The organism is Mycobacterium neumannii (assembly GCF_002245615.1).
Classification (GTDB): Bacteria; Actinomycetota; Actinomycetes; order Mycobacteriales; family Mycobacteriaceae; genus Mycobacterium; species Mycobacterium neumannii_A.
Map to the genome: position 1 here is coordinate 95,804 of NZ_NKCO01000003.1, position 16,425 is coordinate 112,228.

General features: G+C 64.9%; 15 protein-coding genes. 10 read left to right on the forward strand and 5 right to left on the reverse strand.

Translation table 11 applies throughout. The features are described 5' to 3' along the window. Positions 1-108: 108 nt before the first annotated feature. Together CEX88_RS05105 and CEX88_RS05110 are read right to left on the reverse strand one after the other, a co-directional pair. Positions 109-2,475 (reverse strand): CaiB/BaiF CoA transferase family protein, encoded by a 2,367-nt coding sequence (locus CEX88_RS05105; RefSeq protein WP_094292643.1) that lies wholly within the window; start codon positions 2,473-2,475, stop codon positions 109-111. After that, positions 2,472-3,929 (reverse strand): aldehyde dehydrogenase family protein, encoded by a 1,458-nt coding sequence (locus CEX88_RS05110; protein ID WP_094292644.1) that lies wholly within the window; start codon positions 3,927-3,929, stop codon positions 2,472-2,474. The genes CEX88_RS05105 and CEX88_RS05110 overlap by 4 nt, the downstream gene beginning before the upstream one ends. Before the next feature lie 278 nt (positions 3,930-4,207). Here CEX88_RS05110 and CEX88_RS05115 point away from each other — a divergent pair, with 278 nt between their 5' ends. The 9 genes from CEX88_RS05115 (at position 4,208) to CEX88_RS05155 (ending at position 11,596) form a co-directional block, all read left to right on the forward strand. After that, on the forward strand, positions 4,208-5,380 hold the full coding sequence (locus tag CEX88_RS05115; protein WP_094292823.1) for a cytochrome P450: 1,173 nt from the start codon (positions 4,208-4,210) through the stop codon (positions 5,378-5,380). Continuing rightward, a complete protein-coding gene (locus CEX88_RS05120) occupies positions 5,380-6,561 on the forward strand; it encodes an acyl-CoA dehydrogenase family protein (RefSeq protein WP_094292645.1) in 1,182 nt (393 codons plus the stop codon). The genes CEX88_RS05115 and CEX88_RS05120 overlap by 1 nt, the downstream gene beginning before the upstream one ends. Positions 6,562-6,576: 15 nt before the next feature. Then, positions 6,577-7,134 (forward strand): FAS1-like dehydratase domain-containing protein, encoded by a 558-nt coding sequence (locus CEX88_RS05125; RefSeq protein WP_094292646.1) that lies wholly within the window; start codon positions 6,577-6,579, stop codon positions 7,132-7,134. 3 nt (positions 7,135-7,137) lie between these two features. Then, positions 7,138-7,551 (forward strand): Zn-ribbon domain-containing OB-fold protein, encoded by a 414-nt coding sequence (locus CEX88_RS05130; RefSeq protein WP_094292647.1) that lies wholly within the window; start codon positions 7,138-7,140, stop codon positions 7,549-7,551. Positions 7,552-7,568: 17 nt separating this feature from the next. Beyond that, positions 7,569-8,681, forward strand: a complete 1,113-nt coding sequence (locus CEX88_RS05135) for an acyl-CoA dehydrogenase family protein (protein ID WP_094292648.1) — start codon at positions 7,569-7,571, stop codon at positions 8,679-8,681. Beyond that, complete coding sequence (locus CEX88_RS05140; RefSeq protein WP_094287179.1) at positions 8,678-9,127, forward strand: MaoC family dehydratase; 450 nt, start codon at positions 8,678-8,680, stop codon at positions 9,125-9,127. The genes CEX88_RS05135 and CEX88_RS05140 overlap by 4 nt, the downstream gene beginning before the upstream one ends. Beyond that, a complete protein-coding gene (locus CEX88_RS05145) occupies positions 9,124-10,293 on the forward strand; it encodes a lipid-transfer protein (RefSeq protein WP_094292649.1) in 1,170 nt (389 codons plus the stop codon). The genes CEX88_RS05140 and CEX88_RS05145 overlap by 4 nt, the downstream gene beginning before the upstream one ends. Positions 10,294-10,322: 29 nt before the next feature. Beyond that, complete coding sequence (locus CEX88_RS05150; RefSeq protein ID WP_066848347.1) at positions 10,323-10,925, forward strand: TetR/AcrR family transcriptional regulator; 603 nt, start codon at positions 10,323-10,325, stop codon at positions 10,923-10,925. A 116-nt stretch (positions 10,926-11,041) separates the two neighbouring features. Continuing rightward, positions 11,042-11,596 carry a hypothetical protein gene (locus CEX88_RS05155; RefSeq protein WP_126315909.1) on the forward strand — a complete coding sequence of 185 codons (555 nt, stop codon included), beginning with the start codon at positions 11,042-11,044 and terminating at the stop codon, positions 11,594-11,596. A 9-nt stretch (positions 11,597-11,605) separates the two neighbouring features. Here CEX88_RS05155 and CEX88_RS05160 read toward each other — a convergent pair whose 3' ends face one another. The 3 genes from CEX88_RS05160 to CEX88_RS05170 form a co-directional block, all read right to left on the reverse strand. After that, on the reverse strand, positions 11,606-12,835 hold the full coding sequence (locus CEX88_RS05160) for a cytochrome P450 (RefSeq protein ID WP_094292650.1): 1,230 nt from the start codon (positions 12,833-12,835) through the stop codon (positions 11,606-11,608). Next, positions 12,832-14,052, reverse strand: a complete 1,221-nt coding sequence (locus tag CEX88_RS05165) for a CaiB/BaiF CoA transferase family protein (protein WP_094292651.1) — start codon at positions 14,050-14,052, stop codon at positions 12,832-12,834. Before CEX88_RS05165 ends, CEX88_RS05160 begins: the two co-directional genes overlap by 4 nt. Positions 14,053-14,124: 72 nt before the next feature. Then, positions 14,125-14,655 carry a nuclear transport factor 2 family protein gene (locus CEX88_RS05170; RefSeq protein ID WP_082961811.1) on the reverse strand — a complete coding sequence of 177 codons (531 nt, stop codon included), beginning with the start codon at positions 14,653-14,655 and terminating at the stop codon, positions 14,125-14,127. A gap of 136 nt (positions 14,656-14,791) precedes the next feature. Here CEX88_RS05170 and CEX88_RS05175 point away from each other — a divergent pair, with 136 nt between their 5' ends. Further along, on the forward strand, positions 14,792-16,402 hold the full coding sequence (locus tag CEX88_RS05175) for a class I adenylate-forming enzyme family protein (protein ID WP_094292652.1): 1,611 nt from the start codon (positions 14,792-14,794) through the stop codon (positions 16,400-16,402). Positions 16,403-16,425 lie beyond the last annotated feature (23 nt).

Genomic DNA, 16,425 nt, shown 5'->3' on the forward strand with positions numbered 1-16,425 from the left:
TCATTGCGCGCAGCTGGGCAGCCGCGATTGTGCGGTTTCATACGGCTGGCCCGGCGCGTCGCGTATGAAACCGCAAAACCGGCAGAAGCAGTTGCTCGCGCAGGGAAGTCAGGCGTTCAGGATCCGTTCGCCGATGACGCGCCGATCGCGCAGGGACGAGATCTCCTCGCCGGTAAGGCCCAGCGCGCCGAGTACCTCGTCGTTGTGTTGCCCGAGAGTCGGTGACGGGGTGCGGTGGTGGCGCGACGGCCCCGGCGTGATCCGAAAAGGCCATCCGGGGTACCGCTGCCGACCGGCGATCCGATGGTCCAGGTCTTCATAGAACCCGCGCGCGTCGAGTTGGTCGATGTCGTACATCCGGTCGGCCGTCATCAGCCGCTGCGCAGGCACGCCGCGTTGAAGCAAGGCTTCGGCGAAATCGTCGGCCTGCCGTGTGGCCGCGCACTCGGCGATCACCTCGTCGAACTCGTCGTGGTGGCCCAACCGTGCCTCCGCTGACGCGAATCTTGGGTCCTCGCGCAATTCGGGGCGGCCGATCACGTCGGTCACGGCTGCCCAGTCAGCGTCGTCGCGCACCGAAAGTGCGATCCAATCATCCTCTCCCGCAACGGCGTAGACGCCTTGTGTATAACGGCGGTGCCGGTTGCCCTCGCGTTCGTGCACACGTCCCGTCAACGAATACTCGATCACGGGTTCGGCCGTCACCGCCGCGCCGACCTCGATCTGCGCCACCTCGATCAGCTGGCCCTCACCGGTTCGGCGCCGGTGTTCGAGCGCTGCGAGGAGCGCCACCGTGGCATGGACACCTGCGATCGGGTCGGCCGGACCCTGCAGGTTGCACGGGGGACCGTCGGCGTAGCCGGTCACCGCGGACATCCCGGCGAGCTGTTCGATGTTCAGGGCCCAGCCGACGTAGTCCCGCCACGGACCCTCGAGCCCGAACCCGGGCATGCGCACCATGACCACACCCGGGTTGATCTGGACCAGTGAGTCGTAGTCCAACCCGAACTGTTCGACCACCCGCGGCGAGAAGTTCTCGATCACCACGTCGGCGTCGGCCGCGAGGCGCAATGCCAACTCCCGGCCGGCGTCGGTCCCGAGGTCGAGGGTGATGTCGCGCTTGTTGAGGTTCGTGCCCTGCCACAGCGGCCCGATCTCGTACCAGTCGTCGCTGTTGCGCAGTAGCGAACCCGAATACCGATGCCCATCGGGCCGCTGGATCGACTCGACCTTGACGACGTCGGCGCCGAACGCGCCGAGATAGCAGGTGAGGTACGCACCGGCCCAGAACGTGCTGAGGTCAAAGACTTTCAATCCGGAGAACGGGCTTGTCGCGTCGCCGACATTCGCAGTGTCGCGTTCCCCGCGGGTCTCCCACTGCACGGTGGCCTCCGCGCCGAGGGGCGGCGCGGGCCGCGACGCACCCACTAGCGTCCTCGACAACCGAAACGGCGCCCCTGGCCGTCGAAACCGTGCGTCCTCGGGTCCGCCGTCGACGAAGAAGCCGCGGTCGCGGTACTGCGGGCAGTCCTGGATCGATGAGCCGTCGTTGATGGGGGCGGCCGGAATCCGCATGGCCTGACTCAGCTCGACGAGATCGCCAACCGAGATCGAGTCCAGCCAGGGCTGCGCCTTCGCGAAGAACTCATCGCGCTCGGGCCCCCCCAACATGATCGCGAGCTGGTGTTCGCCGAATTCGGGGAGCCCCATCATCGCGCAGACGTCCAGCCAGTGCTGTCCGGTCAGACAGTTGATGCCGATCCAGCCGTCAGCCGCGCGGACGATGCCCAACATCGGTGCTGCCTTCGAGTTGGTCGGCAGCCCCATGCTTTTCAGCCGCTCGGCCAGCAGCATCGGATAGGGCAGCGTACACAACAACGACTCGAACGCCGAGACGTCGACCTCCACGAGCCGACCCGGTTCGACGTCCGCGATGCGTAGAGCGGTCAGCGCCGCGAGTGCCGCGTAGCCTCCCGCGATGTATTCGGGTATGCGCGCTCCGGCCTGCACGGGCGTTCGGCCGAACTCCCTGACGTTCACCCACCCCGACGCCGCCTGCAGGGTCAGTGATGTCGACGGGCGGTCACGCCGGGGACCGTCCTGCCCGTAGTCCGAGATCCTCACGACGGCGAGGCCGGGGTTGATCCGTTGCAACGAATCGCGATCCAGCCCCCAGTCGAAACGCTCGGCTGACCCAGCGGCCAGATCCTCGACCAGGAGGTCGGCCTGGGCGATTAGCTCGTGAGCTTGTTCGATACCCGCTGCTGTACTGAAATCCAGTGTCAGACCGTATTTTCCGGCATTGAGGTACTCGAATAGTCCGCCGCCGGGCCCCCAGGCGCGCAGCGGATCACCCGTCGGCGGCTCGATCTTGCACACATCGGCACCGAGATCGGTCAGGAGCTTGGCGCAGTACGGCGCCGCGATGTCGCTGCCCAGTTCGACGACCCGCAGTCCGGCCAGGGCTTCGCTCACGCCGGAACCCCGATCGCCTTGGGCTCCATATACGCACGTAATCCCATGACCCCGCCCTCACGACCGATGCCGCTCTGTTTGAAACCGCCGAACGGAGCGTCGCCGGGGATCGTGCCGTTGATCGAGACCTGGCCCGTCCTGATACGTCGTGCGATGCCGACGGCGCGTTCGATATCGGCGCCCCACACCGCACCGCCGAGCCCGTACGCCGAGTTGTTCGCCACGGCCACCGCCTCGTCGTCGCCGTCATAGCGCAGAACGGTCAGCACCGGCCCGAACACCTCCTCCTGCGCAATGTACGAATCGGGGCTGGTGTCGGTGAGAATTGTCGGCTCGAAATAGAAGCCCTGCGAGTGGTTTTCGGGGCGCCCTCCGCCGGCCACCACCTTCGCGCCGTCGGACTCCGCCCGTCGGACGAAACCCTCCACGCGCTCGAGATGCTCCCTGCTGATCAGCGGCCCCATGCCCACCCCGTCGTCGGCGGGATTGCCGACCGTCACCGCACGCGCCAGATCGGCGAGCCGGGTGACGACGTCGTCGTGCAGTGCGGCGGGCACCACGAGCCGGCTGTTGAGGATGCACGCCTGCCCCGCATGGAGCGTGCACCCTTCGAACAACAGCCGTTCCAGGAGTTCGTCGGTGACTTCGACATCGTCGAGCAGAACCGAGGCCGACTTGCCGCCGCATTCGAGCAGGATCCGTTTCATCGTCCTCGCCGCGCCCGCCATCACGTCGCGGCCGACCGCGGAGCTGCCGGTGAAGCTCACCATGTCTACCCGCGGGTCCAGGGTCAGCGCCTTGCTCGCGTCGATGCCGGTGGGAGTGACGACGTTGACGACCCCGGGCGGAATATCGGTCTCGTCGTCGATGATCCGTGCCAGGGCCAAGCCGGCGAGCGGCGTCAGCGGTGACGGCTTCAACACGACAGTGTTGCCCGCGGCCAGCGCCGCACCCACTTTCATCACGTTGAGGGTGTGGGGAAAGTTCCACGGCGTCATGATCGCCACCACGCCGAGAGGTTCGTACCGCAATAGCGTGGTACCCGCCGCCCCCCACGCGTCCATCGGCGCCTCAGCCGGCTCGAGCGCGAGTTCCGCGGAGTGCCCCGCCATGAATGCGGGGCCGTCAACGTGGATCAGACGTTCGTTTGCCGTGCAACCCCACTCAGCCCGCGCGAGCGCGTAGATCTCGTCGCCATGGGCGAGGAGCGCGTCACTCAATTGCTGCAGGCACCGGGACCGCTCCTGCGGTGTGGTCGTCACCCAGGGCCCGGTGTCGAATGCGCTTCGCGCGGCGGCGATCGCCTGTCCGACCTGCGCAACCCCGGCGTCGGGCGCCGACGCGATGACAGCCTCCGTGGCCGGATCGACGACTGCATATCGGCCGCTTTCCGGTTTCACCCAGCTGCCGTTGATGTAGAGGTCATAGTCGTCGACGAGGGTGGATGCGGCCATCAGATCACTGGACCTTCCTGCTTTACGGCTGCGGGCTGTCGAGTCGTCCCCGGGTTATCGAAATGCCCGACATCTGCGCCTTGTGTGTACACCCGCGAGGTTGGCCGAGTCAACGTCTGGGGCGGTTGTCCTGCGGTGATGTGCATTGACACGGTGATCTTATGTGCTGTAGACACAGTTCGACCGGACATTTGTGTTTGATCTGTCCGATGCCCGATGTGTTGAGGAGAGTCTGCGTGCCTACGGAATCGACGCCCCGACCCACCTCCGCTCACCCTCTGCACTCTCCGGACTTCTACGCCGGCGACCCGTACCCGGCCTACCGGGAATTGCGCGAGACGAGTCCGGTGGTGTGGAACGACGTCACGAACTTCTGGGCGCTGACCAAATACGAAGACGTGCGCTTCGTCTCCGGCCATCCGATGTTGTTCTCGTCTACGCGCGGCATCACGATTCCGGATCCCAGCCAGCCCGAGCCCGTCCAAGAGGGCAACCTGATCTTCACCGATCCGCCGCGACACCGGCAGCTGCGCAAGCTCATCAACGCGGGGTTCACCCGGCGTCAAGTGTCGTTGCTGGAGCCCACGATCCGCAGCATCGTCGACGGCATAGTCGACGGCATCGACCCCTCCCGCGAGTATGAGTTCGCCGAAGAGATCGCGGCTCCCCTACCCACCCGGATGATCGCCGAAATGCTGGGCGCCGCACCGGAAGACTGGGAGAAGTTCCGCACCTGGTCCGATGCCGCCGTCGGCACCGCCGACCCCGACATCGAGCTGGACCACCTGGTGGCGCTCGGTGAGCTGTACGAATACTTCACCAAACTGATCGAGGCCCGGCGCTCCGGCGAGGTAACCGGACAGGACGATCTGTTGAGCATCCTGGCCGCCGCCGAAGTCGACGGGGAACGCCTCACCGATGCCGACCTGCTCAACTTCTCATTCCTTCTCCTGGTGGCAGGCAACGAGACCACCCGCAACCTGATTGCGCTCGGTACGGCGATGCTGCTGAATCATCCCGATCAGTTCGCACTGCTTCGTTCTGATCCGACACTGCTGACATGCGCGGTCGAGGAGATGCTGCGCTTCACCAGTCCGGTGACCCACATGGCGCGCAGAGCCACCGCCGACGTCGAAATCCGAGGACAGAAGATCCGGGCCGGTGACACGGTGGTGATGCTGTACGGCGCGGCCAACCGGGATGAGGAGGTCTTCGGACCCACGAGCGAGGAGTTCGACATCACCCGGAACCCGAACCCGCACATCGCCTTCGGCGCCGGTGAGCATGCGTGTCTCGGCGCTCAACTGGCAAGGCTCGAAGCCAGGATTATGTTCGAGGTGCTCTTCGGTACCTATCCGAGCATTGAGCTCACCGGGGACGTGACCCGCCTGCGCGCCACGATGGTGCCGGGCGTCAAACGCATGCCGGTGCGCCTGAAAGCGAGCGTGTGATGGACTTCGACTACACCCCCGAACAAGAACGACTTCGGGCCGAGTTCCGGGAGCGCCTCGAGGCGGTGATGACCCCGGAGCGGCGTGCGGCGGTCTCCGGCCTGATGGAGGGCGGCGCGGCGATGACCGAGTGCAGGCGCACGCTCGGCGAGGCCGGTCTGCTCGGTGTCGCTTGGCCGGTGGAGTACGGCGGACGGGGGCTGACCGCGCTGGAGCAGTACATTTTCAGCGAGGAGGCGCGCCGCGTGCATGCGCCGTTGCCGATGATCACGCTCAACACCGTCGGCCCCACCCTCATTCAATACGGCACCGAGGAACAGAAGCAGAAGTTCCTTCCCGCGATACTGAAGGGCACCGTTGACTTCGCGATCGGCTACTCCGAGCCAGGGGCGGGAAGCGATCTCGCCTCGTTGCGAACCACCGCGGTGCGTGACGGCAATGAGTTCGTCATCAACGGCTCGAAGATGTTCACCAGTGGAGCGGAGTTCGCCGACTACATCTGGCTGGCGGCGCGAACCGATCCAGAAGCCAAGAAGCACAAGGGCATCACCGTGTTCATCGTGCCCACCGACTCGCCGGGGTTTTCGTGGAAACCCCTGCACACCATGCCGGGTGTGTCGACCTACTACACGTTCTACGACGATGTGCGGGTACCCGAGAGCGCGATCGTGCTCGGCGAGAACCAGGGCTGGAAGCTGGTGACCAACCAGCTGAACCTGGAGCGCGCCGCGCTCGGCAACCTCGGCGCGCTGGAACCGTTGTTCGCCAAGACCGTCGAATGGGCCAGGACCACGCCGCTCGACGACGGACGCGTCATCGACCAGCCGTGGGTCCAACAGGCCCTCGCGCGTGTCGAGGCGCAGGTCGCTGCCTACCGATTGTTGAACCTGCGGGTCAACAGCAACATGAGCTCCGGAGCACTGGGTATGGGAGAAGCCTCTGCGGCAAAGGTTTTCGGAACCGAACTCACTCAGCAGGTGGCCCGTGAGCTTCTCGATGTCGTCGGGCAGACCGGAACCCGGAAGGGCCCCGACGCGCCTCTGAAGGGTGACCTCGAAAGCGCTTACCGTCTCGCCGTCATCAACACCTTCGGTGGCGGCGCAAACGAACTGCAACGAGACATCATCGCCATGGCGGGTCTCGGAATGCCACGCGCACCCCGCGACATGCGAGCGTCCTGAGAAAGGAATCCTGCAGTGACCGACACGACGAAAGCCGATCTGCGCGAGCGCCTCGACGCGCTCATCGGCAAGCCCACCGACGGTGTCGGCAAGCCGGTACGTGCGCCGGATCCGGTGAATGCCGCGATGATCCGGCACTGGGCGTACGCCCTGGGCGACATGAACCCGGCCTACCTGGACCCCGAGTTCGCGAAGAACTCCCGCTACGGCGACATCGTGTCACCGCCGGTGATGCTGCAGACCTGGACGATGCCGCCACCAAAGCTGCAGGGCATCCACGAGCGCGGCGGTGTGCCGATCGAGATGAAGGGTGAGAATCCCCTGCAGTTTCTCGCCGACGCCGGCTACACCGGCATCATCGCAACGAACTCCGAGTTCGAGATCGAGCGCTATCCGCGAGTCGGCGATGAGATCACCTCCGAGACGGTCTTCGACTCGATCTCCGATGAGAAGAAGACGGCCATGGGCAACGGGTTCTTTGTCACATGGGTGACCACATACCGCGATCAGAACGGCGAAGTCGTCGGTCGCCAATGGTTTCGCACCCTGCGGTTCAAGACGGGCGGCGAGTGATCGATGGCCAGCAGACTCGCTCCCAGCATCAGTCCGGACACGGAGTTCTTCTGGTCAGGGCTCAAGGAGCAGGAGCTTCGCATCCAGCGCTGTACCGACTGCAAGACCTTCCGTGTTCCGCCGCGACCGATGTGCGGTAGCTGCCAGTCACTCAACTGGGACTACGTCGTTTCCAGCGGACGGGGCACGGTCTACAGCTTCGTGATGCCGAAGTACCCGCCGCTGCCCTTCCTCGAGTATCCCTACGTCGTCGCGCTGATCGAACTCGACGAAGGCGTTCGCATCGTGTCGAACCTGTGCGACATAGAGCCAGAGGCGATCGAGGTCGGAATGCCCGTCGAGGTCTTCTACGAGACCTTCGGGGCACTGCCAAGCGGCGAAGAGCTGGTGTTGCACCAGTTTCGACCGGCGCGCTGAACTAGAGGAAGCCACTCATGGATTTCACCTTCACCGAGGAGCAGGAGACCGTCGCCAAGGTCGCCCGACAGCTCTTCGAGCACCGCGCCACACCGGAGCATTTGACCGAGCTCGAAGCGGCCGAGGTGCGGTACGACGCTGCACTGTGGGCCGAGTTGGCGGCGGCCGACCTGCTCGGAATCGCGCTGCCCGAATCCGTCGGCGGTACCGGCGGTGGTTTCCTCGAGTTGGGTGTGCTGCTCAGCGAGGTCGGGTACAGCGTTGCGCCGGTCCCGGTGTACGCGACGCTCGTCCTCGGCGCCGATACCATTGCCCGGCACGGCGATTCGGAGCTTCAACGGCGGTGGCTGTCCGGGGTCGTCGACGGCAGCCGCCTGTTGACCGCGGCGCTGGCCGAACCGGGCAGCTCGGATCCGGCCACACCGCGAACCACCGCACGAGCTGACGGGCAGGGCTGGCGGCTCACCGGCGTCAAAGAGTTGGTGCCCGCGGCGCAGATCGCTTCGGCCATCGTCGTATCGGCCGCGACGGACGACGGACCCGGCTTGTTCGTCATCGAAACCGATGGCAGCGGCGTGGATGTGACGCCTGTCTCCACGACCAACGGCGAGCCGTTCGCCGACGTCGAGTTGACCGATGCCATCGGGTCGCGGCTCACTGAAAATGCCGATGCCGACATCGTCCGCGCGTTGTACAGCAGAGCCCTGGTGGGTTTGTGCGCGATGCAGGTCGGGGTCGCCGACCGGGCGCTGAAGCTGGCCGCGTCGTACACCAGCGAGCGTGAGCAGTTCGGCCGCCCTATCGGGTCGTTCCAGGCCGTACAACAACGTCTGGCCGACGCATTCATCGACACCGAAGCGATCCGCTGGACCACCTGGCACGCGGCCTGGCTGATCGCCGAGGGCAGGCCCGCCGAGCGCGAAGCGGCCATCGCCAAGTTCTGGGCGGCCGAGGCAGGCGCGCGGGTCACCGCGTCCGCTCAGCAGGTACACGGCGGCATGGGCATCGACGTCACCTATCCCCTGTCCCGCTACTTCTTGTGGGCCAAGCAGATTGAACTCGCGTTCGGATCGGCGTCACAGCAGCTGGCCCGCCTCGGCAATGCATACGCGGAAGGACCAAACCGATGACCTCCACCCTGAATCGCACCACCACGCTCGCGTGGAACGACGTCACCGTCGGCGACCAGGTGACGCCGCTGGACGTTCCCGTCACCACCACGCTGATCGTCGCCGGCGCAATCGCATCGCGTGACTACATGCCGGTGCACCACGACCGTGACTTCGCCAATTCCCAAGGCTCCAAAGACATCTTCCTCAACATCCTGACGACCAACGGGCTGTGCGTGAAGTTCTTGCATGACTGGGCAGGGCCCGAAGCCATGGTCAAGAAGCTGTCCATCCGGCTCGGCGTGCCCGCCTATCCGAACGACCCGCTGCGGTTCGAGGGCAGCGTCACCGACAAGTCGTCGGCGGACGGCGAGGGGCTCATCGAGGTCACCTTCAAGGGCACCAACAGCCTGGGTGATCACGTCAAGGGCACGGCTGTGTTGAGCCTGCTCGAGGGTGTCTCGTGACAGACGGCATCGGCGGCCGGGCTGCGCTCGTCGGCATCGGACAGACAGAGTTCTCCAAGGAGTCCGGCCGGACCGAAATGCAACTGGCCTGCGAAGCGGTCAAGGCGGCCATCGAGGATGCGGGCCTGAGCCCCAAGGACATCGACGGCATGGTGACCTTCACCGTCGACGAGAACGAAGAGATCGAGGTCGCCCGCAACGTCGGCATCGAGAATCTCACCTTCTTCACCCGCGTACCGCACGGAGGGGGCGCCGCGGCGGGCACCGTGATGCAGGCCGCGATGGCGGTCGCGACGGGTGCGGCCGAGGCGGTGGTCTGTTACCGGGCTTTCAACGAGCGCTCCGGGTTTCGGTTCGGCGGCGCCGGACGTCAACCCGGCGTCACCCCGCTGTGGATGGCACCGTATGCCCCGTTCGGATTCATGACGCCGGCGGCCTGGGTGGCCCTACACGCGCAGCGGTACATGACGACGTATGGCGTCACCAACGCCGACTTCGGCAAGATCTCCGTCATCGACCGCAAGCATGCGGCCAAGAACCCCGACGCCTGGTTCTATGAGAAACCGATCACCCTCGAACAGCACCAGGAGTCGCGCTGGATCATCGAACCGGTGTTGCGTCTGCTCGACTGCTGTCAGGAGAGCGATGGCGGGGTGGCGATGGTCGTGACCAGTGTCGAGCGGGCACGCGATCTCGCCAAGCCGCCAGCCGTGATCACGGCCGCGGCCCAGGGCGCCGCGTACGACGGCGAGGTCATGACAAGTTACTACCGTGACGACATCACCGGCCTCCCTGAGATGGGCGTGGTCGGCGACAAGCTCTGGCGCAACTCCGGATTGAAGCCCGACGACATCTCGACCGCGTTCCTCTACGACCACTTCACCCCGTTCGTGTTCACGCAGCTCGAGGAGCTCGGGTTCTGCGGACGCGGTGAGGCCAAGGACTTCGTGTCCGTCGACGAGCTTTCGCTGGGCGGCAGGATGCCCATCAACACCAACGGCGGCCTGCTGGGCGAGGCTTATATCCACGGGATGAACGGCATCACCGAGGGCGTCCGTCAGGTCCGTGGCACCTCCTACAATCAGGTCGACGATGTCGAACATGTGTTGGTGACCTCGGGCACCGGTGTACCGACCAGCGGCCTCATTCTGGCACCGGACCGCTGAGCGGTTAATGTCATGCGGTGGCGTCGGACATGACCCAATCGGTGGAGGTCGACACCCGGGATGTCATCATCTCGGCCGCCTTCTCCTGCTTCCGCACGCGGGGGTTGGCCAAGACGACCATCGTCGACATCGCCCGCACCGCCGACGTGTCGCGCAGCACCTTCTACGAGTACTTCCGGGACAAGGAGACGATCGTCGAAGCGTGCGCCGAAGCGGCGTCGCAACGGTTCTACCGCAACATGGCCAAGGCCATCGACCGGCACGGGGGCAGCACGCTGGAGGGGCGGTTGGTGCGCGCCGCGGTATTCGTCGCCCAGGCGCGTCGGGTGGTCGAACCCGAGGTGTACTTCGACGCAGCGGAAGTCAGCCTCATGATGACCAAGAACGCCGCCACACTCCTGAAGGAATGCGCCGATTTTCTGGCCCCTTACGTGACCGCAGCCAAGCTGACCGGCGAGGTTCGTTCGGACCTTGATGTGGCATCTGCATGTGAGTGGTTCGCCCGAATGTTGTTCTCACTGTTCACGACTCCGTCAGCGGTGATCGACATGCGCAGCGACGATGCCGTGGCCGAATTCGTGCGCGCATACGCCGTGAACGGATTCGTCGACAGCGGTCGACGCCGGCGCTAGCAGGATTCGCTCATGGACAAGCCGGACAGGTGCGACCTGCTGGAAATCTGTATTCTCAATTCTGAGTATTTCTGCTTCCGCCAGTACGCACCAGGAGGGTCAAGGTGAAACCCACCGTGGCGACCGCAACGCCGATGCCGACCTCGAAACGGACGGGACACCCGCCGGACCGGGACCACGCAGCGCCCTACAGGCTCGTCGTCCTCGCGCCGGATACGGCGGACGCGGTATCGGCGGCAGGCGGACTCATCGTCGACGCCCTACGCGCGGGCTGGCGCGTCGCGATCTACCTCGAGACGCAAACCCATGCACAGGCACTGCAAATCCTCGGTGCCACAGGCCATGCCCTGCCGCCCACCTTCGATATCGAATCGTATCGCCCGGACGCAGTCGTGTTTGCCGCCGCGATGTACCACCAGCATCGCGGAGTGCGCCGCTTCATCGCCGATGCCACGCGGCGGTACGGCGCCGACGTGGCGTCATGGGGCGGAACCTGGCCTGCCGCACCCGCTTCCGCGGCCGACTTCAAACACCGTCTCAGCTCCGCCGCGTACGCCTTCAAGCACCATGCGCTCAAAGCGGTGGGTACAGACGCACCTTCCTCGAACAACGAAGCGTTCAGGGGTCGGCTCAACCGTCTCACCGCAGTCCAACCGGCGCTTCCGGACTGATGGACCGCCTCAGCGCGTCCTGCGCACAGGGACATTCGAATAGCCGCATACGTTTGACATCGCCACCCGCCGGAGACCGTCGCGGTCAACCTCATACTCGGGGAGCAGGTCGAGCAGCGCCTCGAACGCGATCCGGCTTTCCATGCGCGCCAATGCCGCCCCCAGACAGCTGTGTATGCCGTAACCGAAGGCGAGGTTGAAGCCCATCTTGCGTTCGCGGTCGATGTCCACTCGGTCCGGATCGGCGAACATCCGCTCGTCGCGCAGGGCAGACCCCGTCACGAGCAATACGGCTGCATCTCTCGGGATCGTGGTGCCGTAATAGTCGATATCGCGTGTCGCCGTGCGAACCTGGTACTGCGATGGCGCTTCGTAACGCAGTAGTTCCTCGACCGCCGCGGGAATCCTGCTGCGGTCTGTGCGAAGCTTCCGCCACTGATCGGGAAAGTCGGCGAATGCGACCATCGCGTTTCCCACCAGCTTGGTGACCGTTTCCGCGCCGGCGCCGCCGAGCATCGTGGCGAATCCCGTGATGTCGACGTCGGTGAGCTTTTCGACCACTCCGTCGCGCTCGATCTCCGTCTCGATGAGACGGCTGATCATGTCGTCCTGTGGCGTTGCCCGACGCTGCTGTACGAGGTCGTAATAGTAGAGCCCGGTGTTCATCGAGGCTTCGTAGCCCTCTCTGGGAACGGCGATCTCACCGGGACGGCGTTCGAGAAGGAGATCCAGCCACCGGCGGATCTGGTCGCGATCTTCCTTCGGCACGCCGAGCATGGTCGTGATGACCTCGTTCGGAAACAGCGCCGAGAAGTCGGCGACGACGTCGAACTGCTCCGGGTCCAGCGCTTCGATGCGTTCGTAAACCTTCTCGCGGACCATGTCTTCCAGCGCGGCGATCGCACGGGGGGTGAAGACGTTGCTGACCAGTCGCCGCATCTTTTGATGCTCCGGTGGATCCATCGAGATGATCACCTTCGGCACCGGGATGGCGTCGTCGTGAGCCTTGACCATGTCGAGAGTGGCGCCCTTGGCCGACGAGAAGGTCTCGTGGTCCTTCGTGGCGGGTGCCACGTCGTCGTAGCGCGTCAGCGCCCAGAAGTCCCACTTCTCGCTGTAGTAGACCGGCGCCTCGTCGCGCAGGCGGCGGTAGGTGCCGTATGCGCCGTCGAAGAAGTCCTGCGAGAACGGGTCGAATTCGACGGGCCGTCCATCGACCTCGCTCGAGGGCGCATTCACAGGATCGCTCCGGATTCCTTGAGTTCTTCGATGGTGTCCCACTCAATTCCGGCGTCCATGAGGATTTCCTCGGTGTGCTGACCGTGCTCGGGCGCGCCACCGGGAGTAACCGAGCGCTCGTTGAACTGAACGGGATTGGTGGGGAGCGCGAACGGCACGCCGTTGACCGTCTGGGTATGGGCCACATATCCGTTGGCTGTGACGGCGGGGTCCTCGCAGAGTTCGCCAGGGGTCTGCACAATGCCCCACGCGCCCGAGAGTGCTGCCAGAGTCTCCCGCCATTGCGCAAGCGTGCGCTCGGCGAACGCCTCGTCGAGCAGGGCGATGAGGCTGACCCGGTTCTCGAACCTTGATGCGGGGTCGGCGAATCGCGGGTCATCGATCAGTTCCGGAAGCCCGATCACGCGCATCGCTTCGGCGTAAAACTTGTCGAGTTGCAGCATCATCAGCTGGACGTAGCGGCCGTCCTTGGTGCGGTACGTCCCCACCAGCGGGTTGGGGGCATCCGCGTGCCCGAACTTGGGAATCGCGCTGCCGCCGTGAATCTGACTCACCGCCACGTCCGGGCTGAGGTTCCAGGCCGCAAGCCCGAGTAGCGATACGTCCACCACCGATCCCTCGCCGGTCGTCACCTTCTTGTACAGCGCAGCGGCGATACCACCGGCTATGGTCATCCCGCCGAGAAGATCGCCGAATGCGGGACGTGAGCGTACGAGCTCATCAGCGTCCTCGGTCAGGACGGTGGCGATGCCACCGCGCGCCCAGTAGGAGACACCGTCGTAACCCGGCTTGTCGGCGTCCGGCCCCTTGGGGCCGTGACCCGATCCCCGCACGTACACGATGCTCGGATTGACGCGCCGGATGTCGTCGACATCGATGCCGAACTTTTGGCGGCGATCCGGCAGATAGCTGGTCAGAAACACATCGCAGGTCTTCGCCAGTGCGTGCACCACATCCCGGCCGCCCGGCGTGCTCAGATCTATAGCGATCGATTTCTTGCCGCGATTCGGGATCTCGATCATGTAGTTGACCGCGCCACCACCTTCGTCGACGATCCCCATGGTGACGAGGCCACGCTGCGGATCACCGCCGTCACGCGGCTCGACCTTGATGACTTCGGCACCCCACTCGGCGAGCACCGCACCTGCCGACGGCACGAATGTCCATGCGGCGACCTCGAGCACCCGAACTCCGCTGAGTACGTTGTCGACGGAAATGTCGTCCTCCTATTAGCGTTAACGGGCATTTTCAGATTTGAGAATCACACTATCGTGGGGCCTCCATGAGTGCTACGGCCGCCGGGACAGGCGCTCGGGAAGCGTCGGGTCACCGCTGTCCCAGAATGCGCGCCAAGTCGGCATCCGGTGTGGCATCTGTGCGCGGAGCAGTACGTCAGCGGGCCACCGGATGAATTCCGGTCCGGGCCGCTCGGTCACGTCGACGGAGTACCAGGGATGTTCGCGCCGCCTGACGAAGTACCAGGCACCGTCGCGACGCTCGTAGACATCGTCGTATCGCATCGTGATCACGTACCAGCCGTCACCGTCCTCGTGCTCGGCCCGACAGTAGGTCGACCCGGTCGCGTGGTCGGCATCAATGAAATCGACCATATGTCCGCAGATCAGGTGGATGCTTCGATAGAACCTGCGCAGCACCTCGTCGTACCACCGTTTCAGGGCCGCCCTGCCGATGCCTTCCGTCCCGGCGGCAACGTCATCGACGAACAACCCCACCAGCGCATCGAGATCTCGCGCATCGAGCGCCATGGCGTAGCGACTGGGCAGTTGGGCGATCTCGATGCTGGACTCGAGCCGATCCACCCGGTCGAACATCGACATGGCTGGAGTCTAATCCCGTGGACTAAACAGCGAGAACCAATATTCTCGTTTTGGGTGAGGATGGCTATCCTGTTGAGGCCAGCCCGTTCGAGCGCAGGATTGCTAAGGACTTCACCTCGTGCCCTTCCCGACACTCACGCCAACGATTCCCGCCCTTGTCAGGTCGTCTGCGGCGCAGTTCGGAGACAAGCCGTTTCTCATCTCGGATGGTCACACGCTGACCTACACCGACCTGGACCAGCAGTCCGCGCGGTTGGCGATGGTGCTGCTCGACGAAGGCTTCGGAAAGGGCGACCACGTCGGCATCCTGATGCCCAACAGCGTCGAGTGGGCGATCGCCTGGTTCGCGACCACCCGTATCGGCGCGGTCGCGGTGCCGCTCAATACGTTCTACAAATCGTCTGAGCTGGCGTGGACCGCCCGTCATGCCGATCTACGCGCGATCCTCGCCCTCTCGAGCTTCCGGCACCACAGTTTCCTCGACCGCCTCGAGGAGGCGCTGCCCGGCCTCGCCGACCAGGGCAATCCCGGCAGGCTGGCCGTGTCGAACGCGCCGTTTCTACGCACGATCGCGGTGTGGGGACGCTGCGACCGCCCGTGGGCGACGGCGCTACCGGTCAGCACCGCTGGGAGATATGACGACGACTTCCTAGCCGAGGTCGAGTCGTGCGTGACGCCGGCCGACGACGCGATGATCATCTACACCTCGGGCAGCACCGGAGATCCGAAAGGCCCTGTGCACACGCACGGCACGTTGGTGCGCCACACCTACAACCTGACCTTCGACTACGGCGTCACAAACACCACGGTGATGTTCACGGCGATGCCGTTCTTCTGGGTCGGCGGTCTGATCACCGGCATCCACGCGGTGATCCACCACGGCGCGACCCTTGTCACCCAACCGGCGTTCGACGCCGCTGACGCGTTGGAGTTGATCGAGCGTCATCGCGCGACCATCACGCTGGGTTGGCCGCAGCAAGGGAAATCGCTGGCCGAACACCCTGACTTCGTGCGGCGCGACCTCAGCTCGGTGCAGCGCACCAGCATGCCCGCCATGGTGCCCCCCGAACGACGCCCTGAGGGCCCAAATGCGCTGGGGATGACCGAACTGTGCGGTAACCACATCGGCGTCGACCCGTATCCACCGCAGCCAGCCGATCGCTCGGTGACGGGCGGATACTCGATCGAAGGGTTGACGCATGTTCTCGTCGATCCCGCGACGGGAGAGCCCGTGCCCCCGGGTCGTGATGGTGAAATCTGGGTACGCGGTTACTCGTTGATGCAGCGGCTGTACAAGCGTGAGCGCGAGGACGTGTTCACTCCGGACGGCTACTACCGCACGGGTGACTGTGGAGTCCAGTACGACGACGGCTGGATCAAGTTCACCGGGCGGTTGGGCGACCTGATCAAAACGAGCGGCGGAACCAACGTCACTCCGGGAGAAGTGGAATCGGCCCTGTCCGATTGTGACGGCGTTCTCGAGGCATACGTCGTCGGCGCCGAGGATGGCCACAACGGAACGATCGTGGCCGCGGCGGTGGTTCCGCGCGGCGACGCGCAGCTGGATGCCGAGGCTTTGCGGGCAGACATCCGCAGTCGCCTTTCGGCATATAAAGTTCCGAAGTTCATTTGGGTGACAGACAAAGAGTCGCTGCCGTTCACTGCCACGGGAAAGGTCAAGAAGTCGGACCTCGCAAAGCGGCTCAGTGATCGCTTGTCAGGAAGGTGAGCGCGGCAGGCGTCAGCGGTCAA